The 25,693-nt window shown below is 58.6% G+C and carries 31 protein-coding genes and 1 pseudogene; 20 read left to right on the top strand and 12 right to left on the bottom strand.

Features of this window, described 5'->3' with window-relative positions:
* The first annotated feature begins 16 nt into the window (after positions 1-16).
* From ACR0DJ_RS11370 to ACR0DJ_RS11345, 6 genes are all read left to right on the top strand, one after another.
* Positions 17-349 carry an ExbD/TolR family protein gene (locus ACR0DJ_RS11370; RefSeq protein ID WP_425079259.1) on the top strand — a complete coding sequence of 111 codons (333 nt, stop codon included), beginning with the start codon at positions 17-19 and terminating at the stop codon, positions 347-349.
* Positions 350-353: 4 nt separating this feature from the next.
* Positions 354-731, top strand: coding sequence for an ExbD/TolR family protein (locus tag ACR0DJ_RS11365; protein ID WP_170345237.1), 378 nt, complete (start codon positions 354-356; stop codon positions 729-731).
* On the top strand, positions 728-1,876 hold the full coding sequence (locus ACR0DJ_RS11360) for an energy transducer TonB family protein (RefSeq protein ID WP_425079260.1): 1,149 nt from the start codon (positions 728-730) through the stop codon (positions 1,874-1,876). Before ACR0DJ_RS11365 ends, ACR0DJ_RS11360 begins: the two co-directional genes overlap by 4 nt.
* Before the next feature lie 196 nt (positions 1,877-2,072).
* Positions 2,073-3,995 carry a DUF3604 domain-containing protein gene (locus ACR0DJ_RS11355; protein ID WP_480684997.1) on the top strand — a complete coding sequence of 641 codons (1,923 nt, stop codon included), beginning with the start codon at positions 2,073-2,075 and terminating at the stop codon, positions 3,993-3,995.
* Between the two features lie 160 nt (positions 3,996-4,155).
* On the top strand, positions 4,156-4,986 hold the full coding sequence (locus ACR0DJ_RS11350) for a peptidyl-prolyl cis-trans isomerase (protein ID WP_480684995.1): 831 nt from the start codon (positions 4,156-4,158) through the stop codon (positions 4,984-4,986).
* The gene (locus ACR0DJ_RS11345) at positions 4,983-5,972 is read left to right on the top strand and encodes a HupE/UreJ family protein (RefSeq protein WP_480684994.1); all 990 of its coding nucleotides are present in this window, start codon (positions 4,983-4,985) and stop codon (positions 5,970-5,972) included. Before ACR0DJ_RS11350 ends, ACR0DJ_RS11345 begins: the two co-directional genes overlap by 4 nt.
* Positions 5,973-6,134: 162 nt before the next feature.
* On the opposite strand, the gene ACR0DJ_RS11340 is transcribed toward ACR0DJ_RS11345, so the two are convergent.
* From ACR0DJ_RS11340 to ACR0DJ_RS11325, 4 genes are read right to left on the bottom strand one after another with little or no spacing between them, the layout of a single operon-like run.
* Entirely contained in the window at positions 6,135-6,329 is a 195-nt protein-coding gene (locus tag ACR0DJ_RS11340; RefSeq protein WP_374041630.1) for a helix-turn-helix domain-containing protein, read from the bottom strand.
* Between the two features lie 10 nt (positions 6,330-6,339).
* Positions 6,340-6,828, bottom strand: a complete 489-nt coding sequence (locus ACR0DJ_RS11335) for a hypothetical protein (protein WP_170345243.1) — start codon at positions 6,826-6,828, stop codon at positions 6,340-6,342.
* A 52-nt stretch (positions 6,829-6,880) separates the two neighbouring features.
* Positions 6,881-7,453, bottom strand: a complete 573-nt coding sequence (locus ACR0DJ_RS11330) for a carbonic anhydrase (RefSeq protein WP_480684992.1) — start codon at positions 7,451-7,453, stop codon at positions 6,881-6,883.
* Between the two features lie 47 nt (positions 7,454-7,500).
* A complete protein-coding gene (locus tag ACR0DJ_RS11325) occupies positions 7,501-8,613 on the bottom strand; it encodes an NmrA family NAD(P)-binding protein (protein ID WP_254440004.1) in 1,113 nt (370 codons plus the stop codon).
* Between the two features lie 90 nt (positions 8,614-8,703).
* On the opposite strand from ACR0DJ_RS11325, the gene ACR0DJ_RS11320 reads away from it, so the two are divergent.
* The 5 genes from ACR0DJ_RS11320 (at position 8,704) to ACR0DJ_RS11300 (ending at position 11,632) form a co-directional block, all read left to right on the top strand.
* Positions 8,704-9,282, top strand: coding sequence for a TetR/AcrR family transcriptional regulator (locus ACR0DJ_RS11320; protein WP_480686259.1), 579 nt, complete (start codon positions 8,704-8,706; stop codon positions 9,280-9,282).
* A gap of 296 nt (positions 9,283-9,578) precedes the next feature.
* Positions 9,579-10,157 (top strand): lyase family protein, encoded by a 579-nt coding sequence (locus tag ACR0DJ_RS11315; RefSeq protein WP_480684989.1) that lies wholly within the window; start codon positions 9,579-9,581, stop codon positions 10,155-10,157.
* Positions 10,158-10,186: 29 nt separating this feature from the next.
* Positions 10,187-10,789, top strand: coding sequence for a DUF2141 domain-containing protein (locus ACR0DJ_RS11310; protein WP_480684987.1), 603 nt, complete (start codon positions 10,187-10,189; stop codon positions 10,787-10,789).
* 4 nt (positions 10,790-10,793) lie between these two features.
* Positions 10,794-11,384 (top strand): TetR/AcrR family transcriptional regulator, encoded by a 591-nt coding sequence (locus tag ACR0DJ_RS11305; RefSeq protein ID WP_480684986.1) that lies wholly within the window; start codon positions 10,794-10,796, stop codon positions 11,382-11,384.
* Positions 11,381-11,632, top strand: coding sequence for a hypothetical protein (locus tag ACR0DJ_RS11300; RefSeq protein WP_170345250.1), 252 nt, complete (start codon positions 11,381-11,383; stop codon positions 11,630-11,632). Before ACR0DJ_RS11305 ends, ACR0DJ_RS11300 begins: the two co-directional genes overlap by 4 nt.
* A gap of 107 nt (positions 11,633-11,739) precedes the next feature.
* On the opposite strand, the gene ACR0DJ_RS11295 is transcribed toward ACR0DJ_RS11300, so the two are convergent.
* Entirely contained in the window at positions 11,740-12,249 is a 510-nt protein-coding gene (locus tag ACR0DJ_RS11295) for a redoxin domain-containing protein (RefSeq protein WP_480684984.1), read from the bottom strand.
* Between the two features lie 133 nt (positions 12,250-12,382).
* On the opposite strand from ACR0DJ_RS11295, the gene ACR0DJ_RS11290 reads away from it, so the two are divergent.
* The 6 genes from ACR0DJ_RS11290 to ACR0DJ_RS11265 all read left to right on the top strand — a co-directional run bounded on the left by ACR0DJ_RS11290 (position 12,383) and on the right by ACR0DJ_RS11265 (position 18,572).
* Positions 12,383-12,853, top strand: a complete 471-nt coding sequence (locus ACR0DJ_RS11290) for an Rrf2 family transcriptional regulator (protein ID WP_170345251.1) — start codon at positions 12,383-12,385, stop codon at positions 12,851-12,853.
* A complete protein-coding gene (locus ACR0DJ_RS11285; RefSeq protein ID WP_170345252.1) occupies positions 12,850-13,515 on the top strand; it encodes a Crp/Fnr family transcriptional regulator in 666 nt (221 codons plus the stop codon). Before ACR0DJ_RS11290 ends, ACR0DJ_RS11285 begins: the two co-directional genes overlap by 4 nt.
* Positions 13,516-13,666: 151 nt before the next feature.
* Complete coding sequence (locus ACR0DJ_RS11280) at positions 13,667-14,023, top strand: hypothetical protein (protein ID WP_480684983.1); 357 nt, start codon at positions 13,667-13,669, stop codon at positions 14,021-14,023.
* 99 nt (positions 14,024-14,122) lie between these two features.
* The gene (locus ACR0DJ_RS11275; protein ID WP_257601397.1) at positions 14,123-15,007 is read left to right on the top strand and encodes an MBL fold metallo-hydrolase; all 885 of its coding nucleotides are present in this window, start codon (positions 14,123-14,125) and stop codon (positions 15,005-15,007) included.
* Positions 15,008-15,022: 15 nt separating this feature from the next.
* Positions 15,023-16,705, top strand: a complete 1,683-nt coding sequence (locus ACR0DJ_RS11270; protein ID WP_480684982.1) for a bifunctional protein tyrosine phosphatase family protein/NAD(P)/FAD-dependent oxidoreductase — start codon at positions 15,023-15,025, stop codon at positions 16,703-16,705.
* A gap of 133 nt (positions 16,706-16,838) precedes the next feature.
* Positions 16,839-18,572 (top strand): SulP family inorganic anion transporter, encoded by a 1,734-nt coding sequence (locus tag ACR0DJ_RS11265; RefSeq protein WP_480684980.1) that lies wholly within the window; start codon positions 16,839-16,841, stop codon positions 18,570-18,572.
* Between the two features lie 5 nt (positions 18,573-18,577).
* Here ACR0DJ_RS11265 and ACR0DJ_RS11260 read toward each other — a convergent pair whose 3' ends face one another.
* From ACR0DJ_RS11260 to ACR0DJ_RS11240, 5 genes are all read right to left on the bottom strand, one after another.
* Complete coding sequence (locus ACR0DJ_RS11260) at positions 18,578-19,330, bottom strand: anti-sigma factor family protein (RefSeq protein WP_425079275.1); 753 nt, start codon at positions 19,328-19,330, stop codon at positions 18,578-18,580.
* Positions 19,327-19,836 (bottom strand): RNA polymerase sigma factor, encoded by a 510-nt coding sequence (locus ACR0DJ_RS11255; RefSeq protein ID WP_425079276.1) that lies wholly within the window; start codon positions 19,834-19,836, stop codon positions 19,327-19,329. The genes ACR0DJ_RS11260 and ACR0DJ_RS11255 overlap by 4 nt, the downstream gene beginning before the upstream one ends.
* A 47-nt stretch (positions 19,837-19,883) precedes the next feature.
* The gene (locus ACR0DJ_RS11250; RefSeq protein ID WP_425079277.1) at positions 19,884-20,273 is read right to left on the bottom strand and encodes a COG4315 family predicted lipoprotein; all 390 of its coding nucleotides are present in this window, start codon (positions 20,271-20,273) and stop codon (positions 19,884-19,886) included.
* 48 nt (positions 20,274-20,321) lie between these two features.
* Positions 20,322-20,570, bottom strand: a complete 249-nt coding sequence (locus ACR0DJ_RS11245; protein WP_480684979.1) for a hypothetical protein — start codon at positions 20,568-20,570, stop codon at positions 20,322-20,324.
* 461 nt (positions 20,571-21,031) lie between these two features.
* Complete coding sequence (locus ACR0DJ_RS11240; RefSeq protein ID WP_170345260.1) at positions 21,032-22,699, bottom strand: GMC family oxidoreductase; 1,668 nt, start codon at positions 22,697-22,699, stop codon at positions 21,032-21,034.
* Between the two features lie 197 nt (positions 22,700-22,896).
* Here ACR0DJ_RS11240 and ACR0DJ_RS11235 point away from each other — a divergent pair, with 197 nt between their 5' ends.
* Complete coding sequence (locus ACR0DJ_RS11235) at positions 22,897-23,103, top strand: LysR family transcriptional regulator (RefSeq protein WP_480684977.1); 207 nt, start codon at positions 22,897-22,899, stop codon at positions 23,101-23,103.
* Positions 23,104-23,173: 70 nt separating this feature from the next.
* On the opposite strand, the pseudogene ACR0DJ_RS11230 reads toward ACR0DJ_RS11235, so the two are convergent.
* Positions 23,174-23,335: pseudogene (locus ACR0DJ_RS11230) on the bottom strand (helix-turn-helix domain-containing protein); the annotation flags it as partial.
* A gap of 108 nt (positions 23,336-23,443) precedes the next feature.
* Between ACR0DJ_RS11230 and ACR0DJ_RS11225 the strand changes: the two are divergent.
* Both ACR0DJ_RS11225 and ACR0DJ_RS11220 read left to right on the top strand, forming a co-directional pair.
* Positions 23,444-23,920, top strand: coding sequence for a hypothetical protein (locus ACR0DJ_RS11225; RefSeq protein WP_480685243.1), 477 nt, complete (start codon positions 23,444-23,446; stop codon positions 23,918-23,920).
* Positions 23,921-24,152: 232 nt separating this feature from the next.
* The gene (locus tag ACR0DJ_RS11220; RefSeq protein WP_480684975.1) at positions 24,153-24,650 is read left to right on the top strand and encodes an NAD(P)-dependent oxidoreductase; all 498 of its coding nucleotides are present in this window, start codon (positions 24,153-24,155) and stop codon (positions 24,648-24,650) included.
* Here ACR0DJ_RS11220 and ACR0DJ_RS11215 read toward each other — a convergent pair.
* Positions 24,589-25,683, bottom strand: a complete 1,095-nt coding sequence (locus ACR0DJ_RS11215) for a Gfo/Idh/MocA family protein (protein ID WP_480684974.1) — start codon at positions 25,681-25,683, stop codon at positions 24,589-24,591. The two genes, ACR0DJ_RS11220 and ACR0DJ_RS11215, sit on opposite strands and share 62 nt — an antisense overlap.
* Positions 25,684-25,693: the final 10 nt, after the last annotated feature.

The raw sequence follows: 25,693 nt of genomic DNA, 5'->3' as shown, positions 1-25,693 counted from the left end.
TTTTGTGCGGCGGCGCATGTCGATGACGCCCCTGATCGACGTGATCTTTCTGCTTTTACTGTTTTTCATGCTGTCCTCAACGTTTTCTCGATTCAGCGAGATCGAGTTGAGCAGCGCCGCCACAGGCGGGAATGCTGATGCTACGCCGCCCGAGCGCCTTTTCGTGCAACTTGGCCCCTCACGTGTTGCCCTGAATGGCCAACCCCTGTCGCTTGAGGAATTGTTCAATCAGGTCAAAGCCGGTCAGGTGCTGGTAAGCCTTGATCCCGGGACAACTGCGCAACGTCTTGTGGACCTGCTTGTCCCGTTGCGCGGGCGCGAAGGTTTGACGGTCAGGGTGTTGGAGTGAGGCAATGATCCGCTATATCCGGCCCGGTCGAAATCGTGATTCCACCATTCCGCTGATCAACGTCGTCTTTCTGATCCTGATCTTTTTTCTGATTGCGGGTACGATTGCACCGCGGTTGGATCCCGATCTGGATTTGGTGAATACTGCGGATCTTGAAGGCCGCGAGCCGCCGGATGCGCTTGTTCTTCATCGTGACGGAACGCTGAGTTTTCGGGGCAATCCGATCGAGGCCGAAGCTTTCATGGCCGCGCATGACTCGGGACCCGTGCGGATCGTACCTGACAGGGATGCGTCGGCCTCTCGATTGATGGAAGTCACCAGCAGTCTGCGCCGGTTGGGTGCGCCAACCGTTTTTCTGGTGACCGAACAGGCCCTCGAATGATCAGGCGGTCCGTTTTTGTTGCAATCATTGCAATTTCGATTTCCGTACTGGTGCATCTGATCGGCCTGATTGTCACGGTGCCAGAGTTGTCGGATCCGGCTTCCGGGGAAACCGGTACCGACACAATCGAACTCAGCAACGCGTTTGAAGAGTTGGCCGATGCCAGGATTGAACCCGTACCGCCCACGCCGGATGAACCGCCAACCCCTCCGGTGGAGCCGCCAACCCAGCCGCAGGAGGCAGAGGTTCCGACAAGTGATGCCCGCGTTGCCTCGCCGAACCCGCAAGAGACGTTCACGCCCGACACCGGGGATTCAACGATTATCCAACCGAGGGCGCCGGAGGAGGTTGTCGTGGACCCTGTCGACCGGAACCTGGAGGACGAAGGCGAAGCCGCCGAAGCTGAAGGCGCTGCGTCTGCAAGGCCCGAAGCGTTGGCCGAAACACCTGAGTTGCCGAAGCAAGAGCCGGTTGCTCCGGTTGAGCCTTCTTCTGCCGCGGAACCGGCGTCCGAGGAACAGCAACAGGTTGCGGCGTTACCAGTCGAGGTGGCTCCGGTTGTTCCGGAAGTCACGCCGCCACTTGAACCTGTGATACCGGAAGAAGCGTCGGAACCCCTGGATGAAGAAACCGAACTGACCGTACCCGATGCAAACGTGGACGGATCCGAACAGGCCGTAGCCACGTCATTGCGGCCTCGCCTTCCAGACCGACGTCCACAACCCACCCTGCGGGGTGCGTTGGATCCGTCAAGCAACTTTGACGCTCTGCGATTTCCGGAACAGACGATTGAATCACCTCTGACGACGTATCAAAGAGAGGGTGTCGACGCCTTCCGGCAAAACCGGGGCGGCACCCGTTCAGGCGGGCGGGGGCCGGGAAATTCGGACACCACGAACTATGCAGGTCAGGTTCTTGTTCATCTGAACCGGGCGCCGGTCGTTTACGTTGCCGGTCGTGGCTATGCGCGTGTGTTTTTTCAGATTGACCCGGATGGTTCGTTGGCCTGGGTTGATGTCGTCGAAAGCTCCGGCTCGCCGGAAATAGAACGCGCAGCCAAGGAACAGGTTCGAACCGCCGCACCTTTCCCGCGCCCGCCGGGGGGCGTCAGCCGGAAGCTTTCCTTCTACTATCAGATAAGATGACCCGACGGGTCTTGCCTGTAGGACACGATTTGCGATCGCCCCAGAGGCTTTCGCCGAGTTTCCGGATTGCGCGGGTTTGCAGCTTTCATAAAAAAAACTCTTTGGTCGAAAGAATGTGATATAAGAAAAAGTGAATATTATGTTGGCGCGATGAAACCGCCGACACCTCTGAGTATACCTGATTTGGGAGGTCACTTTGTTTCGGATATCTTCTTGTTTGATTTCACTCGTATTGGTCCCTGCTGCTGCTGTCGCCGACGCCGTACCCAGCGAAGAAGCTGCCGAGGGATTGTTTTCTGATCAACCGTATTCCCCTTATGCTCAACGCACATTTCCTGAGCGTCCGCTTTGGGGTGACACTCACCTCCACACTGGACTTTCGTTGGACGCGGGCGCTTTTGGCAACACCTTGCTACCGGACGAAGCGTGGCGTTTCGCAAAGGGTGAGCAGGTCATTTCTTCGACGGGTCAACCAGTAAGACTGTCACGACCGTTGGATTGGATGGTTCTCACGGATCACACGGACCTGATGGGGTTTGCTCCGGATTTGCAGGCCGGCAAGCCGGGCGTTCTTTCCGATCCGAAAGGGCTGGAGTGGTACGAGGGGTACAAAGCCGGCGGGGAAGAAGCCGGTAAAGCGGCTTTCGACATCATTACCAATTTTTCGCAAATGACTCTGCCAGAAGTCCTGTTGGAGTCGTACAGCCCCGGTGCCGATGCTTTTGCCTTCACCTGGGAAAGCATTGTTCTGGCGGCCGAGCGGCACAATGATCCCGGCACCTTTACCGCTTTCATCGGCTTTGAATGGACCTCGGTGCCGAAAGGGTTCAACTTGCACCGCAATGTCATGCTGCGCGATGGGCCAATCAGGGCGCTTCAGATGGTGCCGCCGGTCACGCAGCCGCCCTACGGTGATACGGATCCAAAGGCGCTATACGCCTGGCTTGAAGAATATCAGGAAAAAACGGGGGGGCGAGCAGTTGCCTTTGCCCATAACGGAAACCTGTCAAATGGGTGGATGTTCCCAACCGAAGACACGTATCACGGCGGCAAGGTTGACGAGGAATATGTCGCTGCCCGCGCGAAATGGGAGCCCCACTATGAGGTCACGCAGATCAAGGGTGACGGCGAAGCGCACCCTTTCCTGAGCCCGGATGACGAATTTGCGGACTATGAGAACTGGGACGTCGGCAATCTGGATATTACCGAGTTGAAGACCGATGACATGCTGGCTGGTGAATACGCTCGCGAGGCGCTGAAGCGCGGTTTGATGCTGGAAGAAAAGTTTGGCGTGAACCCATACAAGTTCGGCATGGGTGGCGCGACGGACAGCCATACCTCTCTGGCTACGGCCGAGGAAGACAACTTCTTTGGAAAATCCGTCAGCGTCGAACCCTCTGCCTCGCGTATCAAGCATCCGTTCATCGCAAATGACCTTGGTGAAATTCCCGGCGATTTGCTTGTCGCCTCCGGATACACGGCGGTCTGGGCCACCGAGAATACGCGCGCGGCGATCTTTGATGCCTTCAAGCGCCGCGAAACCTATGCAACGACCGGGCCAAGGATTGGTCTGCGGTTCTTTGGCGGATGGGATTTCAGTGACGCCGATGTTGAAACCCGTTTCCTTGCCAATGTTGGTTATACCAAAGGCGTGCCAATGGGTTCGGACCTGCGCCCGCGCGAGGGTGAGGCTGCGCCAAGTTTCCTGATCGCCGCTCTGCGCGACCCGGTTGGTGCCAATCTGGACCGCGTTCAAGTGATAAAGGGATGGCTCGACCCAGAAGGTGAATTGCAGGAAAAGGTCTACGACGTGGCATGGTCGGATAACCGTGAGGTCGATCAAAACGGCAAGGTCCCTGCGGTCGGGAACACTGTGGACGTGGACACCGCCAGCTGGACCAACACAATCGGAACGGCCGAACTTGTCACCGTATGGTCAGACCCGGATTTCGATCCGAATGCACGCGCGTTTTACTACGTCCGCGCCATCGAGATCCCAACGCCGCGTTGGATCCTGTACGACAAGCTGAGGTATGGTATCGAATTGCCCGAGGATGCAGTGCTTACGCATCAGGAACGCGCCTATTCGTCCCCGATCTGGTACACCCCGGCAGAGTGATCCGCTCGACCCACGAATTGAGCGCCGGGGCGGTGATTTCCACCTCGGCGAATTCACCACGTTTCCGGAACACCCGGACTGCTCGTTTTCTTGCAAAACCCAACCGGTTGATGACAGCATCTGTATGTAGAACCTGAGCACGTTTTACGCAGGAGACTCCATGCGAATACTGAAAGAACCTCTGTTCCATTTTTTCTTGATTGGAGCGGCTATTTTTATTTGGTTCCATATTGTTGCGCCGGACAACGAGACCGTCGAAGATCTTGAGGTGATAACAATCGACGAAAATGACGTCGCATTATTGTCTTCTCGGTTCGAAACACAGTGGAAACGCCCGCCAAGCGATGCGGAACTGAAGGCGTTGGTCGATGCATCCATTCGTGAAGAGGTTCTGGTCAGGGAGGCAAGAAAGCTTGGTCTGGATCGCGGAGATCCCTTGATAAGGACCCGGCTGAGCCAAAAAATGGATTATCTGACCGAAGCCATTGCCACTTCCATCGTTCCGGAGGACGAAGACCTGGAGGCCTTTCTTCAGGAAAACGCGGAACGCTATGCAACGCCTGTCATGGTGGCCTTCCATCAGGTCTTTCTTGGAGAAAAGCCCGGAGAGGCCGAAATCGAGAATGCGCTGGCCACCCTGCGCGCCAAGCAAGACGTTTCCGATCTGGGCGGTTCAACCTTGCTGCCGGCGTCAATGCCCTTGTCCGCGACGCGGGTTATCGAGTCGGTCTTCGGAGGAGGGTTTTCGAAAGGCATCACAGAGGTCGAAACAGGTCGGTGGACGGGGCCGATCCGGTCGGGTTACGGTATCCACCTTGTTCAGGTCGTCGCTATCGAGCCCAGTCGAACACCTCCTTTGGCTGAAATCCACGACGCGGTGCTGCGGGATTGGCGTCGGGAAATGAGTGAAGCTCTGGCGCAAGCGCAATACGACACGCTTGCCGAAAACTACGAGATTGTGGCCCCCGATCTTTCAGGCCCTGCCAAATGAGAGTTTTGGTCTGCTTCCTGTTTGCGCTGCTGTTCCTGTGGCCTGCAAATTTCGCCACTGCGCACGCGCTTGATCCGGGATATCTGGAAATTCGTCAAATTGCCTCTGACACCTGGAGCGTTCATTGGCGAAAGCCTGATGTGAATGGCCAACCGATGGCGATTGACGCCATATTGCCAGATGGCTGCACACCTGCGCGTGGCCCTGATCCCGTTTCCGACGGTCGAGGGTGGGTTTCGTCCTGGGTCGTCGAGTGCCAGGTGGATGTCGCAGGTCAACCCATTGCCATTGAAGGCCTTGAGACTCAGAGAAATGACGTGCTGGCGCGTGTGCATCCCCTCGATGCCCAACCTGCAACGCTTCGTTTTACCCCGGACGCCAGTGTCCAAATCTTACCTTCTGAACAGTCGACATGGTCAGTGTTTGCCGCGTATTCCCAGTTGGGTTTCGAGCACATACTGGAAGGCTGGGATCACCTTCTGTTTGTCTTTGCGCTGTTTGTTCTGGTCCGTGATCCGTGGAAACTTGTGGGGGCAGTAACAGCGTTTACACTTGCGCATTCAATAACACTGGCGCTGGCAACGATTGGCGTTTTGAATGTTCCCGGACCACCGGTCGAGGCCGTTATCGCACTGTCCATCGTGTTTCTGGCGATGGAGATTGTCAAAGGCGGTGAAGGACGGTTCCGGCTTTCAAGGCAGAAACCCTGGATCGTCTGTTTCGGGTTCGGGCTTTTGCATGGCCTTGGATTTGCTGGGGCTTTGGCTGACATTGGATTGCCATCTGACGACATTCCCGCGGCATTGCTGGCCTTCAACCTCGGTGTCGAAGCCGGGCAGTTGAGCTTTATTGCTGCTTTGACTTTGCTTCTGGCGACCTGGCGGCTGGTTGCACTTCCAGCAGGTAGAAATGCCACGGTCTTGACCGCGTATGGGATCGGGTCAGTGTCAATGTACTGGCTGATTGAACGCGTCAGCGGGTTTTGAACCGCGGCAAAGTCGCGAGAGTTGAGCAAGACATTGTGGATCATGACGGCGCATGTGCCTGAAAAGGCATACGGCCCGAACCTGGCCAGCTGAGCTTTTGCGCCGTTTCGGATTTTCTTCCATGAAAGACCAAGGTTACAAACAGCACAAAGCCTATGGTTTTCAATCGACAGTGGCCGATGGCAATTCGCCGAAACACTTTCTGTAATCTTGTGAGAACTGCCCGATACGCCAAAAGCCATATCGGTTTTCAGCGTCAGAAATTGACATTTCATTACCTTGCTCTGCAAGCAGGCTGCGAACTCTGTTAAGGCGGAGCCTTGTGTAATAAGCCTTTGGGCCGTTTGTGAGAAGCACATTTGTTCTGTCATGCCGACGCCGTATTGGGCCATTCGGCCTTCAACAGCCGTGCAAAGATCATCACATGCGTGACCAAAAGTACGGGCACAAAGAATGTGGGAATGAACCAAGTGGGGCCAAAGTGGTCAATTGCCTCGGCTTGGCGCAAGGCGTTCACCAGATCGACAGTTCCAAGGATGTTGAAACCCCACACCAACGGAAGGGTGGCCATTGATCTCCATCGCAAAGCGATAAGCGCCGCGATTGCCAGAAACGCCGAGAGCAAATCGCCGTAGCTGGCGCTGGTTGCAAACGCCTCGGGCAACCCTCCGTTGTTGAGATTTGGTACCATGAAGCTCATTCCGATGTGTCGGAAAGCATGCGGCAGCAGCAGGATTGAGAGCGCCGCCGCCGCCGACAGCCGTGCAAGCCAGGGTGCAACGTACCACGCCGCAATGAGGGCAACGACAAAGAGACTCATCGCGAACTGAAGAAGGAATATCACTGTGGGGGTCATCTGATCGGTCCTTTCGACATGTTTCTGTTGACGTGAATTCGGGGGCAGACGTTCACCCTCGACCAGCAATTCGTTTTACGCTCGCCTCAGCCCGCATTGCCCCTAGCGAAACGGCCGGAGCAATCTCGTGGGCTGTTCCAGTGGCGACATCATAAAGCAAGGCCGAGACTGTGATCGCGTCAGGCACCTCCGGTGCTGCCGCCAGGCGCTTGATGTCTGCCGAAAGGTCGCTTTCGTGGTTCGTGATTGCGTTTTCGGATAAGTCGATCCCAAGCTTTTTTTGCAGCGCGTCCTGAAGGTCCGGATAGGACAGCCGCTCGGCTCCACATTGTGTGTGCTGCATCAGGATGACGTTGAACCCCTGTTCGCGGCCCTCCGTCATAGCGCTCACCAGAAAGGCGAGAGTGGCGATTTCTTCGATTGCGGCGCGTGTAACCCGTCCGCCATTGTTTCGGATCACAACCGCGTCGCCAAGCTCCAGTCCGAGGATGTGCGCGGGATCGACCCGGGCATCGCCGCAGGTTAGAACAACTGTTCGCAGTTTTGGCAGGATCGGCAGGCCGGCACTGTCAAAGCCCGCAGAGAATTCTTTGTTTCGAGTGATGAGTTCGTCTTGAACGATCATAAAAAGGTCCTTTCGTCTTGGAGGGTAAACCTTCGTCGTATGCTGCGTTAGGCAACGCGCATCGGTGCGGCTTGTACGTCCTTGGGTTGGTGTTTTTCCGTCCAGTCCGCATCGTCCTGGCAGTACGAAGCGGATGAGAGCTGCACGTAGTCTCGCTGCTTCTGAGCGTGATCAAGATCGAAGGCGCGTGTCGTGAGGATCTTTAGAAAGCTGCCGATCGCACCAATGCTGCCGGACAGGCTGCGTGCCAGGCCCGGTTGATCTGCTATCTTGCGCCGTACGATGCTTTCAAAAGCTTCAGGCTCGTGCCCGCAGACTTGAAACACGTCCTCGGTCGGGGCGTTTACCGCGAAGGCGCCTCGCCTGTACTCCTCTGAATAGATTGCAAGTTGGGTGACTGCCGCTTCCGAATAGTTTGCTGGGCGCAGGGCCTTCAGGGCTTTGACCATCATTCGTTCGGAAATATCGACATAGCGTACCCGCCGCCCCAGCGCGCGGCCCATTGCTTCGGCGATTTCGTTGGGCGACAGCAGCGTTGGACCCGTGGGGCGGTAGGTTTTGCCTGCATGGTGTGCCGGGTCCGTCAAGGCACCGACCGCCACACGGGCAATGTCTTCGTTCGAGGGGGCAGCATTCTTCTTCAGGCCGCCGTCGCCAAGCGGCATTGAGAACTGCCCAAGATGGGCCGCCATGCCCAGCATCATCAGGTAGTTTTCAGCAAACCAGCCGACATTGACCGTTGTCACCGACATCTCCGGGCGCATGCCGATCAGGATGTCGCCCAGGTAGACTTCGCGTGTAAACAGTGATGGGTGATCTGCACTCGAAAGCCATTGGCTTAGCGTAACGACGTGCTCGACCTTTGCTTCGTAAGCTGCAGCTGTGAAGACCGCGTTGAAGTGGAGCCCATTGGGTGCCGTCGGAGCGCATTGATAGGCCCGCTGCACGCCTTTCATCGCCGAGCGCATGTCGCTCAGGGAATACTGGTCGCCCACGAATAGTTCAGCGCCCGCGCGTTCGAGAATCTCAGAGCGATGATCCCTTTGCCGTATGAACGCACGGACAGGATAGGCTTTGGCTCTGAGCTGAAGCGCGACTTGCAGCCCGGTCTTGCCGCTTGCGCTGGTGACGAGGATCTTGGGCTTGGCAGGCACGGGCATACTCCTTTAGATGATGATTGCAATCTATAAATTAGATGATACATATAATCTTAAATGTCAACCCTGTCTGGGAGCGCGAAAATGCCGAGAATGTCGGAAGCGGAAAAAAGGCGCAGTCACAACAGGATACTGGATGCTGCTGCACAGTTGTTCCGCGAACGCGGGGTCGAAGCGACAAGCGTCGTTGACGTCATGAAGGCAGCCGGAATGACACATGGCGGTTTCTACCGGCACTTCGAGTCGAAAGAGGATTTGATCGCGGCATCCTTTCGGCACGCAGTCGATGATGTCGTTTCAGGAATGGAACGCGAGGAATCCAGTGAAGGGCGAGGGAAGGAACGTCAGGACTACATAGCCAAGTACCTATCCCAATCTCATGTGCAGGACAGTCGACATGGATGCCCGCTTGCGGCAATGGGAACCGAGCTTGCCCGGACCAAGGGTGCTGCCCGGCACGCGGGCGCGCAGGCGTCTGATCGCATGGCAGCCCTTTTGCAGGACACGCCGGAAACCGGCTCGGATCAAGGCATAGCCGCAATGGCGCTCTTGATGGGTACGATTATCCTGGCCCGTTTGACGGAAAACGAAAAGGAGGCGGACCGAGCGCTGGAGGCAGGACGCACTGCTATAAAACTGCTGCAAGATCATTGGCCAAAAGATAAGCTCTAGGGTCAGGACCCATTGATTTAGGATTGAAGTTCTGAATCACTGCCGACCAAAGGGAGCGGTGACATGAGTGATTTGTTTTGGCTGACCGATGCACAGATGACGCGGCATCTGGGCGTCACTTAACCAAAAAAGATCAGATGTTTGCCTAAATCAATCGCAAGTAACTGCAATCTGTGAACTCCTTCTGCTTGCTACATCCGCCGAAGACCATCGGCTTGGGTGCAAGGGGCGTCGATTCCATAAGATGAGATAGGTCAAAGCGTTAAGCGTTTGATCCAGAGGGTCAAACGCGGCGCATGACCGGAACCAAGCAGAGCCACGATCTGATAAGCGAAGCAGGACGGCGTGGACTTTTGGTACAGGTAGGAGGACCTCTGGGCGATCTGTCCAACTACGATGTTGGAACGGAAGCAGAGGTCAAGATGCGTATGGCAGAGGCGCTTGATCTGGGTATTGCAGAACCACATTGGCAAAACGCGCGTGACGGCATGGCCGATATCGTTGCCGCACTTGGCGCGCTGTGTGCGACGATCTGCAAAACAGCCCACAACATCAATCTGCTTTCGTCCAGCGACATCGGTGAGGTGTGCGAATGCCATGAAAACGGCAAGGGTGCGTCATCTTCAATGCATCACAAGCGTAACCAGCGGGCCAGTGAATTTGCCGAAGCCGTCGCTAGGCTTGGGCGCCAAAGATCGGAGCAGATCGGAGAACTGACCTTGCATCAACATGAGCGCTCTGGCGGTGTCTGGGTTGGCGAATGGCTTGTCGTCCCGGAGGTGTTTTTGTTGTCGTCCGGCGCTTTGTCATGGGCAAAGCGGATGTTGTCTGAATTGAGGGTCAACGAAGACCGGATGGAACAGAAACTTCAATGAGGTAGCTGAGAGCGCAAGTTGAACACTGGATGACGCTCTTTGTATGGCGGCACAGGCGAGAAGCGCTCAAAGTGTCATTCCGCGGGCTTCGCATTTGGTTTGGCAGAGATCAACTTATTATTGTCATTATTGACAATAAAACTCCGTCCGCTTACATCTCCATAAACATCACAGCTCATGGTGATCGGATGCGGTTGTTGAAGTACACGTCGATGACAGCTTGTTTTGCTATTGCAAACAGCTCTTTTGCCCAATCCTCGGATAACGCTCCATTTCAGGTTGCCGTTGAAGGCCTGCGAAACGAATACGGAGCGGTCATTGTGGCCGGCTTCAGTAAAGCTGACGCATTTGAGGCAATGGGCGCAACCAATGCGGCAGCGATGGCTCAGATACCGGCATCCAGCTCACAGGCCGCCGTCACGTTTCATGATTTGCCACCGGGAGACGACGCTTTTGCCGCTGTTTACGATAAGGACATGGATGGTGACCTGGACATGAAAGGCCAGGTCCCGACCGAGGGCTATGCCTTTGCGGCCATGGGCCGCGACGGCCGACCTCCGGAATTCAAGGATGCTGCTGTCTCAGCCGGTGGCACCGCTCAGTCGTCATTGCGGCTGAAGTATTGGGACTAGGACAATGGGACGCCCTTCAAACCGCGATGAGCGCTATGGTCAGGTCATGGAGGCGTTTGTGCGCTGTGTTGCACGGATGGGCCTGGATGGTGCCACCTTGAGTGTGATTGCAAAAGAGGCGGGGCTGACCCGCCCACTGATCCGTCACCATCTTGGCAACCGGGATGAGATGATCGTGGCCTTGCAGGATTACGTGTTGGACCAGTTCAACAGTGCCGCGAACGAATTGGTTGCCGCTTTGCCGGACTCAGATCCCGCGCATGTCTTGGTGAACCACCTATTCTCCGATCAGTCAGACTCGTCACCTGATCTGGTCCTGGCGTTTGCGGCCCTCACGGCTCGAGCCAGTGAGGATGGCGAGCTCAGGGCAAACTGCCGGGCTTCGATCCTTGGATTTGAAGCGCAGGTTGCTGAGGTTTTGCAGCGGAACTATCCCAAGGCCCCACAGATGGACACCCAACAGGCAGCGCATGGCATAGTGGCGCTTTACTTCAACAAGGCATCGCTTGCTGCTTTGGAAATGCCGACAGAGTGGGTGAACCGGTCGAAGGCGATGGCAGTTTCACTATGTGAAAATCTGGCAGACCCAGCATGAAACGCATCCAAATCGCAAACTACACCATGTTCGCCTTGCTGATGATTTCAATTCTGCTGGGCTATCAATTTCTCTGGGGTCTGTTGTTTCTGTACTGGACCGTCATTGGCATTTCGTCTGGACAAGCTTTCTTGTTGACCGATGTCTACCGGGCGACTGAGCCGGTCCTGTTCTGGTGTATCCAGGTCACCTGGATTGTGTTGGGTTTTTTCCTGCTGCTGGGCGACTTCTTTCCATCGTTGGCCTAACTTCCCTGAGGAGGAATGCACCCAATGGCAAACATGCTCCATCTGTTGCCGGCCGAAGCTTACACCCGTCAGGACTGGTTTGATCGTGATCAGCGGGACATCTTTTCCTATACATGGCGCCATGCCGGGTTCATGGAAGATATCACCGAGCCGGGCCAATACATCACCGTGCAGGCTGTGCTGCGGCCGACGCTCATGGGATAGGTTATGGTCAGGCGCAGCTTCTTGTCGGGGTCGATGATGAACGCCGACCGTACCGCGGCGGTTTCGGATTCCGCTGGGTGGATCATCTCGGACAGTTTGGCGATCTTCAGATCAGGGTCGGCCACGATGGGAAAGGTCAGGGTCGTGTGTTGCGTGTCGTTGACGTCTTCGATCCAGCGCAGGTGTTCGGTGACGGTGTCGGTGCTCAGACCGATGGGTTTCACGCCACGTTCGGCAAACTCGTCGGCCAGCTGCGCAGTGCGGCCCATTTCGGTGGTGCAGACCGGGGTAAAGTCGGCAGGAAGGCTGAAAAAGAACGCCCAGTCCTCGCCGATCCAGTGATGGAAGGAAATTGGGCCGGTCGTGGTGTCGGCTTGGAAATCGGGAACAACGTCTCCAAGAAGCAAGGTCATTGGTCTTCCTTTCGGTCTTTCGGGTTCTGTTTCATCGGCTCAGGTTGTTCCGTGCCGCATCCCGGTCAGTGATAAAACCACCGAACTTGCAAAAAACTTACATCTTGAATAGAGTTTTTCGAAAGAGACGTGCATGAAACTCACATCCTATTCCAATTTTGCCCTGCGTTCGTTGCAGTTGGCGGCGCTCAAGGCGCCGAATCGCATCCGCGTAGACGATGTCGTGCGCGTGCACGGGCTGGCCCGGCCGCATATCGTGAAGATCGTGCACGAACTGGGCCGTGCCGGTTATCTGGAAACCACGCGGGGTCGGGGTGGTGGGTTCCGGCTGGCCAAACCGGCCGAGGACATCGTCATCGGCGATGTCATTCGCCTGACCGAAGGGCCACTGGACGTGGTCGAGTGTTTCAATCCAGAAAAAAACACGTGCCCGCTGATCGGAATATGCAAGCTGTCCCAAGCGATTCAAAAAGCGACCCGGGCGTTCATGGCGGTGCTCGATGATCTGACGTTGGCTGACATCGCCGCAAACCGGGCTGAGTTGCTGAACCGCATCGCGCCGATCGAGGAGGGCATCGTGGCACCCATGCGCAAGGCAAGATGACGATCACCGACTGGACCGAGCGTTTCCACGGCACCAGCCGTCTTCCCAAACCGGTACGGGAAAGGTTGCGGGCAGCCGCCCGAATCCTGCGTTTCCCCAAGGGCACCCAGGTATTCGGGCCCGACAATGTGCCCGACAGCCTTCTCTTTCTGTATGACGGCCGGGTCCGGGTTTCTCAAAGGTCGGATTCCGGGCGCGAGATTGTGCTGTATCGGGTCGAGGCCGGTGAAAGCTGTGTGCTGACCACGGCCTGCATGTTGGCCGAAGAAGCTTACAATGCAGAAGGTATCGCCGAGACCGATGTCGTTGCCGTGGTTCTGCCGAAGCTCTCGTTTGATCGTCTGGCCTCGGAAGAGGATGCCTTTCGCCAGTTTGTCTTCGAGGCCTATTCGCGCCGATTGATCGATCTGTTGCGGGTGGTGGATGATGTGGCCTTCGGGCATCTGGACGTGCGCCTGGCCGAGCGTCTTCTTGATTTGGCCGAGGGGGGCGATGAAATCCAGGCCACCCACCAACAGCTTGCCAGCGAACTGGGTACCGCGCGCGAAGTCATCACGCGGGTTTTGCAGGATTTCCAGAAGCGCGAGATGATCACCCAATCGCGCGGACGGATCACTTTGACCGACAAGTCTGCATTGGAAAAACAGGCGCAGAGCGCCTGAAAATTTCCAAAGGGTTGCGGGTTTCGTGACTTTGTCACTGAACTGTTGTCATGAAAGTTATATCTGCTCTTCAACTTTAGATTCGCGCCCGAGGCGCCGAAGCCCTGAACAGAAGCTCGGTTGCGGACGGACCAAAACCCAGGAGAGTGAAATGGATGACCGCAAAAACGTCCCGAAGCTCGGCGGTGTTGCCGTTGCGGCGGTCGGTACGCTCGGCGCCTGTTTCCTGTGGCCCCATGCATACGGCCACAAGCCTGGAAAGGCCGGCGCGTCGACGCAGCGTCGCCACGGAGCGGATGAGAAAGGCCATGACGACGTGAACAAGCCGGGATTGCGCGGCCGGTATGCGACGCCCGAGGAAAACGCCGAACCGGCGGCGAGGGTCCGCAACTTCGATACCATCACGCGAAATGTCGAAAACCTGCCGGACGGCATCCGTACCGTCACCCGGTCATCGGATCCCCGGGTCATGGAGGCCGTTCACGAAATGATGATGACGCGCGGTTAACAGAGGCTGGACCCGCGCCCAAGAGGAGGCACGAATATGAACGATCAGAAGACCATTGACACGCACAACCAGAAGATGGCGGACGCGATTGCGACGCCCATAGCGAACTATCCTGTTGACCAGAGCGTCAAGCCCGAGGTTCAGGGGTTCTATGACGAGGCGACGGCGACGATCAGCTATATCGTCAAGGACCCGACGTCGAACGCCTGCGCGATCATCGACAGCGTGATGGACATCGACTATGCGGCCGGCCGGATCACGTTCGACCATGCCGACCTGCTGATCGCCGAGATCGAAAAGCAGGGACTGAAGCTGGAATGGATCATCGAAACCCATGCGCATGCGGATCATTTGTCGGCGGCGCCCTACATCCAGCAAAAGCTGGGTGGCAAGATCGGCATCGGCGAGAACATCAAGATCGTGCAGGAGGTGTTCGGCAAGATCTTCAACGAAGGCACCGAGTTCCAGCGCGACGGCAGCCAGTTCGATGCGCTGTTCACCGACGGCATGACCTACAAGATCGGCAACATGACCGCCTTTGCCATGCACACGCCGGGCCATACGCCGGCCTGCATGGTGCATGTGATGGGCGATGCGGCTTTCGTGGGTGACACGCTGTTCATGCCCGATGGCGGTTCGGCCCGGGCCGACTTTCCGGGCGGGGATGCGGGGACACTTTATGACTCGATCCAGAAGGTGCTGAGCCTGCCGGACGAAACCCGCCTGTTCATGTGCCACGACTATGGCCCCAACGGTCGCGACATCCGTTGGGAAACCACCGTGGCCGAGGAGAAGGCACACAACATCCACGTGGGCGGCGGCAAGTCGCGAGAAGAGTTCATCAAGATGCGCACGGAGCGTGATGCGACGCTGGCGATGCCGACGCTGATCATCCCGTCGATCCAGGTCAACATCCGCGCCGGAGACATCCCGACGGATCAGGACGGCAACCAGATGCTGAAGGTTCCGGTCAACAAGCTCTGATCGCGGGAGGCGACGATGGAAAACAGGAAAATCTCCGACCAGTTGTCGGTCTCGCCGCAGATCACGCCGGACGACCTTGCCGCCATCAAGGCGGCGGGGTTCCGGGCCATCATCTGCAACCGGCCCGATGGCGAAGGGGCCGACCAGCCCAGCTTTGACGAGATCGAAGCAGCGGCCCGAAAACATGGCCTTGAGGCACGCTATGTCCCGGTGCAGAGCGGGATGGTCAAGGATGATGACGCGCAGGCCTTTGGCGGTGCCCTGACCGAGTTGCCGGGCCCGGTTTTGGCCTATTGCCGTACTGGGACGCGGTCGGCCACGTTGTGGTCGCTGCACGAGGCGGCGCAGGGCCGCCCTCTGCCCGAGATCCTGGCCGCGACCAAGTCCGCCGGATATGACATGAGCGGCGTGGCCCGCCGTATCGCCAATGGCGGCAAGACCCCGACCGACACTGGGGACGCGTCCTTTGACGTGGTGATCGTGGGCGGCGGGGCCGGCGGCATCGCCACTGCGGCCAGCCTCCATGCGCGCAAATCCGACTTGTCGATCGCCATCATCGACCCGTCCGACGTGCATTATTATCAGCCCGGCTGGACCCTTGTGGGCGGCGGCGTGTTCACGCCCGAGCAGACGGCCAAGACGATGGGCTCGCTGATCCCGCGCGGGGTCAAGTGGATCAAGGCCGCCGTGGCCGCGTTCGAGCCGCAGAACAACGCGGTGATCCTGGATGGCTGCCGGGTGGTCAAATACGACCGTCTGGTGGTGTCTCCGGGGCTCAAGCTGGACTGGGGCGCGGTCGAGGGGCTGGAGGAAACGCTGGGCCGCAACGGCGTGACCTCGAATTATCGCTATGACCTGGCACCTTATACCTGGCAGCTTGTCCAGGACCTGAAGGAAGGCCGGGCGCTGTTCACCCAGCCGCCGATGCCGATCAAATGCGCCGGCGCGCCGCAGAAGGCGATGTATCTGTCGGGCGATGCGTGGGTTCGGCGGGGCGTTCTGAAGGATGTCGACATCCAGTTCATGAACGCGGGTGGCGTGCTGTTCGGGGTAAAGGACTATGTCCCGGCGCTGATGGACTACGTCAAGAAGTACGACGCCACGCTGAACTTCTTCCACAATCTGGTTTCGGTGGACGGGCCCGCGAAAACTGCCACGTTCCGGGTGACCAAGCCCGACGCCGAGCCCGAGCAGGTGACGGTCGAGTTCGACATGATGCATGTCTGCCCGCCGCAGGTGGCGCCGGACTTCGTCCGGGTCTCGCCGCTGGCGGATGCGGCGGGGTGGGTCGATGTCGATCAGACGACGCTGCGGCACAAGAGCTATGACAACATCTGGTCGCTGGGCGATGTGATGAACGCCCCGAACGCGAAAACCGCGGCCGCCGCGCGCAAGCAGGCGCCGACCGTGGCCGACAACATCGTGGCGGATATCGAAGGGCGCTCGCCGGTCGCTGCTTATGACGGCTATGGCTCGTGCCCTTTGACGGTGGAACGCGGCAAGATCGTGCTGGCCGAATTCGGGTATGGCGGTGTCCTGAAGCCCAGTTTTCCGAAATTCCTGATCGACGGCACCAGACCCAGCCGCGCGGCCTGGTTCCTGAAAGAAAAGCTGCTGCCGCCGGTCTATTGGTCGGCGATGCTGAAGGGCAAGGAATGGATGGCCAAGCCCGAGGCACTGAAGGTGGCAGCCGAATAAGAAACCTGACCTCCTCGAAACCGACGCCGGTGACACCGGCGCAAGTTCTGGCCTGTCTCTCCCGGATGTCAGGCCATGATCTGGCGGTCAGAGCCTCCTCGCTCTGACCGCCGCCTTTTCAGGACATGGACCCATGCAGAGCCTACTGAATTACTTCCCGATTCTTGATTGGGGTCGCCGATACGACCGCAATGCGCTGTCGAATGACCTGGTCGCGGCGGTGATCGTGACGATCATGCTGATCCCGCAATCGCTGGCCTATGCGCTGCTGGCGGGGCTGCCGCCCGAGGCGGGGATCTATGCCTCGATCGTGCCGATCATCCTCTATGCGATCTTCGGCACCAGCCGGGTGCTGGCGGTGGGTCCGGTGGCGGTGGTGTCGCTGCTGACCGCATCGGCCGTGGGGCAGGTGGCCGAGCAGGGCACCGCCGGCTATGCGGTTGCGGCGCTGACGCTGGCCTTCCTGTCGGGCGGCTTTCTTGTTCTGCTGGGCGTGTTCCGGCTGGGCTTTCTGGCCAACTTTCTCAGCCATCCGGTGATCGCGGGCTTCATCACCGCCTCGGGCATCCTGATCGCGACCAGCCAGCTGAAACACATCCTGGGGGTCAGAGCGCATGGGCACACCCTGCCGGAAATGCTGGGTTCGATCCTGGCGCATCTGGATCAGACCAACCCGATCACGGTGGTGATCGGCGTGCTGGCTACGGCGTTCCTGTTCTGGGTGCGCAAGAACCTCAAGCCGGCGCTGCGGCGCATGGGGGTGCCGCCGCTGCTGGCGGATGTGCTGACGAAGGCCGGGCCGGTGGCGGCGGTGGTGGCGACCACCTTGTCCGTCTGGGCCTTCGGGCTGGACGCGCGCGGCGTCAAGATCGTGGGCGAGGTGCCCCAGAGCCTGCCGCCGCTGACCCTGCCGGGGCTGTCCTTGGACCTGATCGGCGCGCTGTTGGTTCCCGCCATACTGATCTCGATCATCGGCTTCGTCGAAAGCATCTCGGTGGCGCAGACGCTGGCCGCCAAGAAACGCCAGCGTATCGACCCCGATCAGGAACTGATTGGCCTGGGCGCGGCCAATCTGGGCGCCGCATTCACCGGGGGATACCCCGTCACGGGGGGTTTCGCACGATCGGTAGTCAATTTCGATGCAGGCGCCGAAACCCCCGCGGCGGGCGCCTTCACCGCCATCGGGCTGGCGATTGCGGCGCTGTTCCTGACGCCGCTGGTTTACTTCCTGCCCAAGGCGACGCTGGCCGCGACGATCATCGTGGCGGTGCTCAGCCTGGTGGATTTCTCGATCCTGAAAAAGACCTGGGGCTATTCGCGCGCGGATTTCACCGCCGTCGCCGCCACCATCGCCCTGACCCTGCTGGCCGGGGTCGAGACCGGCGTGGCCAGCGGCGTGGCGATCTCGATCCTGCTGCACCTGTACAAGACCTCGCGCCCGCATGTGGCCGAGGTGGGGCTGGTGCCGGGCACCCAGCACTTCCGCAACATCAAGCGCCACAAGGTCGAGACCGACCCCACGCTGGTGACGCTGCGGGTGGATGAAAGCCTGTACTTCGTGAATGCCCGCTTCCTCGAAGACCTGATCCAGTCGCGCGTGACCGAGGGCTGCGAGATCCGCAACGTGGTGCTGATGTTCTCGGCGGTGAACGAGGTCGACTTCTCGGCGCTCGAAAGCCTCGAGGCGATCAATCACCGCCTGCGCGACATGGGCGTCGGCCTGCATCTGAGCGAGGTCAAAGGCCCGGTCATGGACCGGCTGAAACAGTCCCATTTCCTCGACGACCTGAACGGACAGGTCTTCCTGTCACAATATGACGCGTGGAAAACACTGACCGAACACGAACGGGTGTGCGTGGCGGAATAGTCCTGTCAGATCAGTTCTTCATGGGCCTTCCGTGCGATGGTTTCGATGACCTGGCGACCGGAGCGGCCCACCATGGAGTATTCCCATCGCCCGTCCTGCCAGAACACGATGCCCAAATCCCCGTCGCGCCGGTATTGAAACGAGGTTTGAGCCGGGTCCGTGGTCAAATTGGCAAACAGGCTGAGGCGGTCGCCGGATTCGTTTTCATACAGGAAGAACGCCGCCGGGCCGTGGCCCAGCGGCAGCAGCCGCCCGCCGATCAGTCGGTAACCGGTGTCCCCCAACTCCGGTGCGATCACCGGCGCGCCCAGCCGGTTGCTGAGCCAGGTTTGCAGATGATCGCGCTGATCGGCGAACACCTCGACCGGGTGCAGAACCTCGGGTGAATACAGGGCGTGTGCCGCCGCCGCCTGAACCGGTGCTTGCGCCATCAATGTCACGGGCGTGGCAGAATCCTGCGACAGGAACAGGCCACTGCCCAGACCCAAGGCAAAGATCGCCACCGCTGCGGCCAGCCGTCCGAACCCCGCGTGACTGGTGCCCCCGCGCGCCCCGCGCATCAGCCGGTCCAGTTGCGCGGGATCGGGCTGCGGCACCGAGGCGCGCACCATCTCCGCCTGCCGGATCATCTCCGCCAGCCGCGCGCGGTCGGCGGGATGCGCGACCAGGTGCCGGTCCAGGCGGTCCTGCTGAGATGGCGTCAACTGGCCGTCGACAGCGGCCTGCATCAGGGTTTCAATGGTCGGTTCGGTCGTCATTTCACGCTCCGCAATCGTGATTTGCCCGCCTGTTCTTCCGGGGCTTGCAGCCTTGTCCTGGCCCGGGACAACCGAGACATGACGGTGCCCTGCGGGACACCCAGCAATCGGGCGGTCTCGGCATAGGTCAGCCCCGCGATGGTGACAGCCAGCAGAACAAGTTTCTGATCCTCCGGCAAGGCGTCGATCCGGCGCCAAAGCCAGCGCAGTTCCAACCGCTCTTCGGAGGTGGCCTCGGGCGAGACCAGTTGATCCAACGCCCGAGGATCGGTTTCGGGACGGGTCGCGGCGCGCCTCCGGTCATTGCGATGGCAATTGAGCAGGATTTTCATCGCCCAGGGCTTGACCGGGTGGCCCGGCCATCTGAGCCCCTTTTTCCGGATCGCGCGCAAAACCGCATCCTGCACCAGATCGTCGGCCTGGTCGCGATTCCGGGTCAGTGAAAACGCAAATCGCCACAGATCGGGCAGGGCGTCTTCGAGTTGCTGGTCGAATGTCCGTGTCATCGTCTAAGTCAAAGGCGGCCCGGTCGGACCGCCCCCTTGCGCCGCAATCAGGGCCGCGCGGTATGCCACACGCCCTTGACGCCGTCGCCGGTCATGTCTCCGGGTTGTTTGTCCTTGATCCACAGGTACAGCGGTTGTCCCTTGTAGGCGATCTGCATCGTGCCATCGTCGCGCTGGATCAACGAATAATTCTTGGGCAGGTCGGTTCCTGCGGCTGCGGTCAGGGGCGGCCAGTTCACTGCGCATTGATCATAGCAGTTGGATTTGCCCGTTTCGTCCTTGTCGAACGTGTAAAGGGTCATCTTGTTGGCATCCATCAAAATGGTCTGATCACCCAGTTTCCCGGTCAGGACCGGGGCATTGCCAGCGGCGGCGACGGTTGCAAGGGCGCATGCCATCAGGGTGGATGTGGTCAGCGCAAAAGAAGTGCGGGTCATTCGGGTGTTCCTCCGTGTCGGGCGTCTGCACCATCGCAGACATGACACTTACACGCAGGCGATCGGGTTTATTCCCCCGGGCCTGAATTTTTTTGCGCACAGCAAGGTCATGCGTGCCGCACCAAATGCCGGTTGATCGGACAAAGACAGCGGGATGTGGATGTCGCGCCGCAGCGTAGCGACATGCCGTTTGTCCAGATCCGATACAAAGGCCACATCGCGCATATAGATCGCGTAGATCGCGCGACCGTCGCGAGCGGTCAGCTTGAGATTGGCGATTTCGGCGGGAGTCGACAAGGAGCCACCGTTCGTCAGTGGGATCTGCGCACCGCCGTGGCACAGAAGACCGGCTGGTGCGGTCGAATAGGCGCGCTGCCCTGGCCGCAAGCTGCTGATGCCTGATGCCGCACGGTGTCGGATGTTCCGAGACGGGCGTATCGCGCAGGACCTCGTACGCGGCGCCCACCAGGTGGGTCAGGCTGACGCCCTCGGTCCGGGGCAGCTGAACCGCGACCTTGCGGGCAACGTGTGTAAACTCGGCAACGGAGATCGTCCGCTGCCCGGGCGCCGGAGAGAAGGTCTGCGACGCGATTGGAACGCCGTTGATGCCGCGCCCGGATCGCCAAGCAACATTGCGGCAGCAGGACCGGCGATACACCTGGCAAGGCCGGCGACTTTCACGCCGGTCACCGGAAGATCGGAGAATGGCTTGCGCATGGATCCTCTGGGAAGTTCTTTCACCCGGATGCCTACGGGACTTATTGACCCGCCAGCATCCAGCCCGCGGCCTTTTCCGCGATCATGATCGTGGGTGAATTGGTGTTGCCACTGGTGATCTCTGGCATGATCGAAGCATCGACCACGCGCAGCCCAATCACTCCCTTCATGCGCAAATGCGGATCGAGAACGGCGGTTTCATCATCCTCTCGGCCCATTTTGATCGTACCAACTGGGTGAAAGATCGTGCTGGCGATATCGCCTGCCAAACGGGCCAGTTCCTCGTCGGATTGATACTGAATGCCCGGCTTGAATTCTTCCGGCTCATAGGCTTCCATCGCCGGCTGAGCCATGATTTCGCGCACCTGCCGCAAGCTTAGAGCGGCAACCCTGCGATCTTCGTCTGTATCGAGATAATTGGGCTTAATCCGAGGCGGGTGACGGAAATCCGAAGACGCGATGCGGACATGCCCGCGGCTGGTCGGATTCAGGTTGCAAACACTGACGGTGATGGCGGGGAAATCATGCAGGTCTTCGCCAAACGCCTCAAGGCTCAACGGCTGAACGTGGTATTCGAGGTTGGCGTGCGGTCTTGCCGGATCAGACCGGGTGAAAGCCCCCAATTGGCTGGGCGACATGCTCATCGGGCCAGAGCGCTTCAGCACATATTCCAGTCCGATCTTGGCCTTGCCTATCAACGAATTGGCCAAGGTGTTCAGCGTCTTGGTGCCCTTGACCTTGTAGACCGCACGAATTTGCAGGTGATCCTGTAGGTTTTCACCCACATAGGGCGCATCCATGACGACATCAATTCCGTGCTTTTTCAGAAGCGCCGCCGGGCCGATCCCCGACAGTTGCAGGATTTGCGGCGAGTTCACGGCGCCAGCAGACAAAACCACCTCCTTTGTGGCCTCGACCGCAATGGGCTGTCCTTTGTGATGGACAACTGCGCCGGTACAATGCAACCGACCAGTCTCGCCTGTTTCGAAGGTCAACTTCTCGACCTGCGCCTGTGTCCAGATCGACAGGTTCGGGCGCGACTTGGCGGGGCGCAGAAACGCCTTGGAGGTATTCCAACGCCAGCCAGAACGCTGGTTGACGTCGAAGTAGCCAACCCCGGCATTGTCGCCGGTGTTGAAATCATCGGTCTTGGGGATGCCGTTTTCGACAGCGGCTTCGGCAAAACTGTCCAGAACATCCCAGCGCAGTCGCTGTTTTTCCACCCGCCATTCGCCGCCATGCCCGTGCAGATCGGAAAACCGGCTGTTGTCGCCGGTGCGTGGGTCGGCACCGTCATCCAACCGGTAGTGGTTCTCATGAGCCTTGAAGTCGGCCAGCGCGTTTTCCCAGTTCCATGCCTCTTCACCGGTGAGCTTGGCCCAGTTGTCATAGTCGCGGGCTTGGCCCCGCATATAGATCATCCCGTTGATCGAGGAGCACCCGCCGAGCGCCTTCCCGCGCGGGTAAAGCAGGCTGCGCCCGTTCAGCCCCTTGGCGGGTTCGGTTGTGTACATCCAGTCTGCGCGCGGGTTGCCGATGCAATAGAGATAGCCAACCGGAATGTGTATCCAAGGATAGGTGTCGGGCTTGCCTGCCTCAAGCAGCAAAACCCGGTTCCCGGGATCGGCGCTCAGCCTGTTGGCCAGCAGGCACCCGGCCGATCCGCCGCCAATCACGATATAGTCGAACCTGTTTGCGCCGTCAGACATCTTTGTCTTCCACCTGTTCTGTCGTTGCTTCGCCATTTGCGCACCGGAAAGGAAACGGATTCCTGTTTACTGGTACGAGGCCCTTTTGATTCACCTCCGAGGGTGGGGGCGGTTCACCCACCACCACACAACGCTGGTTCTACCGATCTCTGCGGGAGCGGCAGGCAAAAAGCTAATGACAATTTGCATAATGCCATATGAGTAAGTCCTACATAGACCGGTTTTCGATCCTTATCACCATCCTGATCTTCGTGACGGTGGCCCGTGAAGGCAGTGTTTCACGCGCAGCCGAGGTGTTGAACCTGACACAGCCGGCCATCAGCCATCAATTCAAGCGTCTTGCCGAAGAAAAGGGGCTTACCTTGTTCAACCGAAACAGCAACCGGGTTGCAGATCACTCATGACGACACTGCGGTTTTGGCGAAGGCTCAACAAGTGCTCGATGCAGTCAGTGATTTCCAACGCAGCCCCCACCAGCGCCTGCTCGCCTCCCTGCTCATACAATTCCTTGAACCGGTAGAAGCTGTCCCGGCTGTATCCCATTACCTTGCAGGCTTGCGAAACGCTGCCGAGCTGTTTGGCCAGTTCCAGCAGCCCCAGCTTCGGTTTGATGATGTTTTCCTGAATGCTTGTCATTGATCGACACTCCTTACTTGCGCTCCAAAAGAGCAGAAATGTCAGATCAAGTCGTGTGTTTTACAGATAAGGACGTCAGACACTTTGTGAAACGCACTTGGAAGCTTGTTGTTTGGTCCAGCGGCTGTGTTGCGCGAGGCCAAGCCGCCCCAAAGCGTGATTTCGCCAGCCGCGCATGAGCACAAGACAACTATTTGCATTGTGGGATGGGCTTCAAACACTGGAGGTGATGATATCGGCCTGGCTGTTGCGAAGACCCTGCAAGGCGCAACCTTGCCGCCTTCGTTTCTTGTCGCGTTCCACGCCAAAAACGTTGGGAAAGACGTTCAGACAACCTACGATCTGAACCCGGGTGATGACAAGAAACTGCACTGGATCAAGGACAGCGATACGCGTCGCTTCATCGGCTTTAACTCTCTTGGCGAGCACCCCGAAACGATGGTCGAGTTCTTCAACACGCATATTGGGGTGACGGCATCCCGGCTTCCTGTTCTTTGGTCATCCCAAAAATCTGGGCTTCCGCGAAACGGCTCTTTCGCATTCGTTTGCTTCTTCAAGAGTTCGTTTGCTCCTTTAAGAGGTTGAGCAAACTCTACATCAGATCGAGGGAAGTTTCGGGGGCAGGTCACGTCCGCTGCCATCATGCCGGACACCATGGCAATCTTCTTGATCCGGTGATCGGTCACGGCAGCCGACGCGATGATCGAACCGCCCTGACAAACGCCCAGACCGTAGATTTCATCTACGAACGGACGCGTGCCAAGGTAAGACACAGCGTCCGAAGTGTTTTCGATCAACCGCTTCCACGACAAATGGCGTGGGTACGGCTCTGATCGTCGTTGGCGGCGCCGCGCGTCTGCATCTGCCAAACGGCGGTCCACATACGGTTATGTCAGATCCGGACTTCTCGCCTGACAACATCGTTCCAACAGCCCGCGCATCGATGGCGCAATGGGGACTCTGCGCCTCTGAAACATCGGCAAACTGGACTTACGCCAACCCGCCAGCCCTCTTGCAGCCCGGTCCACGCCTGGGCACGTACAGAACCGGTACCGACACCCTGCTGGACGATGAACTGGGCAAATCGCAGTTATCGATGGAAGACTTTGCCGTTGCGCTGGGTCACGAGGCACAATCAGCCAATTTTCGGCGGGCTGCGTTCACGGTCGGTTACCAGCACTCGTTCATGAGCGCAGGGGAAAGGCAGACCGGCCAGCCGACCAGCAGGCCGGGCAGGAACCAGCGGGTGTATGTCAGACCAAGTAAACCGTTTCACCGGTTTCTGTTGCCTGTTGCGCCGCTTGCCCCATCCTGACAGCCCAGAGGCCGTCCTTCAAACTCACATCCGGTTTTGCCTTTTCGCCACGAAGAACGGCCAGGAATCCTTTGTGCTGATAGTAGGTTGACCCATTGTGATCCCCTGCCGCCAAAAGGGTGGGGTCCACCGGAACGTCCATTGATACCGGACCTTTGGGACTGCGCGGGCTCAGGATCACCTGCGGCAGTGGCGGAGTTCCCAAATGATCGGGCCAGAATCGTCCGGGCCCGGGAACAAACGCCTCAATCTTGGCGTCCGGTCCGACGGCCGATATTTCTTCCTGATAGCGTGAGCCTTCGGCAAACATGCAAAGCTCCAACATCGCGCGCGCTCCCGAAGCAAAGTCGACCAGAACATAGCCGTGATCCAGAATATCCGGGGTTTGACCGTCGTAACGCTCGTCCAGATGGTTCACCGCCTGCCCACCGCTTGCCGTGATACGCACCGGATCGGATTGCAATATCAGACGCATCAGGTCGAAGAAGTGGCAGCATTTCTCGACAAAAGTGCCACCAGTATTTCGGTTGAACCGGTTCCAGTTGCCGACCTTGTCCAGGAATGGAAAACGATGCTCACGGATCGACAGCATTTTTACCCCACCCGTCGCCTCGGCTTTGTCGATCAAAGCAGCAATAGGGGGCATGTACCGGTATTCCATCGCAACCCAAATCGGGCAGGGGTAGTCGCGCTGCAACTGCTCGAGTCGGGGCGCGTCCTGCGGGTCGGTGAACAATGGTTTTTCTACCAGAAGCGGCAGAGGACGTGTTTCAGCGATCTCGCAGATCTGGTCCACATGAAGATGGTTCGGGCTGACAATGACGACGCAGTCCAGTTCCTCTACCGCCAGAAGATCTTGGACGGAACCTACCATGGTTGCAGTTGGCGCAATTGCCTTGGCGGCTTTTGCCATTTCCAGATCGGGTTCATAGATCGCAGCCACACTGGTACCTTCCAGCAACCCGATGTTGTGCAGGTGCTCTTGCCCCATCATTCCGCATCCAATCAGCCCGTAATTGATGGTCCGGGTCATGTGCGATTCC

The organism is Ruegeria sp. BF10 (assembly GCF_056538725.1).
Note: the sequence above shows the minus strand (reverse complement) of the source record. Positions and strands in the feature narration are given on the sequence as shown.

Bases quoted from the DNA above. Each gene is read 5' to 3' on its own strand.
- ACR0DJ_RS11345 (WP_480684994.1), top strand. From the start codon at position 4,983: ATGAGAGTTTTGGTCTGCTTCCTGTTTGCGCTGCTGTTCCTGTGGCCT.
- ACR0DJ_RS11365 (WP_170345237.1), top strand. From the start codon at position 354: ATGATCCGCTATATCCGGCCCGGTCGAAATCGTGATTCCACCATTCCG.
- ACR0DJ_RS11310 (WP_480684987.1), top strand. From the start codon at position 10,187: ATGACGCTCTTTGTATGGCGGCACAGGCGAGAAGCGCTCAAAGTGTCA.
- ACR0DJ_RS11260 (WP_425079275.1), bottom strand. From the start codon at position 19,330: ATGACGACCGAACCGACCATTGAAACCCTGATGCAGGCCGCTGTCGAC.
- ACR0DJ_RS11315 (WP_480684989.1), top strand. From the start codon at position 9,579: ATGACCGGAACCAAGCAGAGCCACGATCTGATAAGCGAAGCAGGACGG.
- ACR0DJ_RS11305 (WP_480684986.1), top strand. From the start codon at position 10,794: ATGGGACGCCCTTCAAACCGCGATGAGCGCTATGGTCAGGTCATGGAG.
- ACR0DJ_RS11295 (WP_480684984.1), bottom strand. From the start codon at position 12,249: ATGACCTTGCTTCTTGGAGACGTTGTTCCCGATTTCCAAGCCGACACC.
- ACR0DJ_RS11240 (WP_170345260.1), bottom strand. From the start codon at position 22,699: ATGTCTGACGGCGCAAACAGGTTCGACTATATCGTGATTGGCGGCGGA.
- ACR0DJ_RS11270 (WP_480684982.1), top strand. From the start codon at position 15,023: ATGGAAAACAGGAAAATCTCCGACCAGTTGTCGGTCTCGCCGCAGATC.
- ACR0DJ_RS11350 (WP_480684995.1), top strand. From the start codon at position 4,156: ATGCGAATACTGAAAGAACCTCTGTTCCATTTTTTCTTGATTGGAGCG.
- ACR0DJ_RS11370 (WP_425079259.1), top strand. From the start codon at position 17: ATGTCGATGACGCCCCTGATCGACGTGATCTTTCTGCTTTTACTGTTT.
- ACR0DJ_RS11285 (WP_170345252.1), top strand. From the start codon at position 12,850: ATGACGATCACCGACTGGACCGAGCGTTTCCACGGCACCAGCCGTCTT.
- ACR0DJ_RS11360 (WP_425079260.1), top strand. From the start codon at position 728: ATGATCAGGCGGTCCGTTTTTGTTGCAATCATTGCAATTTCGATTTCC.
- ACR0DJ_RS11320 (WP_480686259.1), top strand. From the start codon at position 8,704: ATGTCGGAAGCGGAAAAAAGGCGCAGTCACAACAGGATACTGGATGCT.
- ACR0DJ_RS11255 (WP_425079276.1), bottom strand. From the start codon at position 19,836: ATGACACGGACATTCGACCAGCAACTCGAAGACGCCCTGCCCGATCTG.
- ACR0DJ_RS11330 (WP_480684992.1), bottom strand. From the start codon at position 7,453: ATGATCGTTCAAGACGAACTCATCACTCGAAACAAAGAATTCTCTGCG.
- ACR0DJ_RS11250 (WP_425079277.1), bottom strand. From the start codon at position 20,273: ATGACCCGCACTTCTTTTGCGCTGACCACATCCACCCTGATGGCATGC.
- ACR0DJ_RS11300 (WP_170345250.1), top strand. From the start codon at position 11,381: ATGAAACGCATCCAAATCGCAAACTACACCATGTTCGCCTTGCTGATG.
- ACR0DJ_RS11235 (WP_480684977.1), top strand. From the start codon at position 22,897: ATGAGTAAGTCCTACATAGACCGGTTTTCGATCCTTATCACCATCCTG.
- ACR0DJ_RS11325 (WP_254440004.1), bottom strand. From the start codon at position 8,613: ATGCCCGTGCCTGCCAAGCCCAAGATCCTCGTCACCAGCGCAAGCGGC.
- ACR0DJ_RS11280 (WP_480684983.1), top strand. From the start codon at position 13,667: ATGGATGACCGCAAAAACGTCCCGAAGCTCGGCGGTGTTGCCGTTGCG.
- ACR0DJ_RS11335 (WP_170345243.1), bottom strand. From the start codon at position 6,828: ATGACCCCCACAGTGATATTCCTTCTTCAGTTCGCGATGAGTCTCTTT.
- ACR0DJ_RS11290 (WP_170345251.1), top strand. From the start codon at position 12,383: ATGAAACTCACATCCTATTCCAATTTTGCCCTGCGTTCGTTGCAGTTG.
- ACR0DJ_RS11265 (WP_480684980.1), top strand. From the start codon at position 16,839: ATGCAGAGCCTACTGAATTACTTCCCGATTCTTGATTGGGGTCGCCGA.
- ACR0DJ_RS11215 (WP_480684974.1), bottom strand. From the start codon at position 25,683: ATGACCCGGACCATCAATTACGGGCTGATTGGATGCGGAATGATGGGG.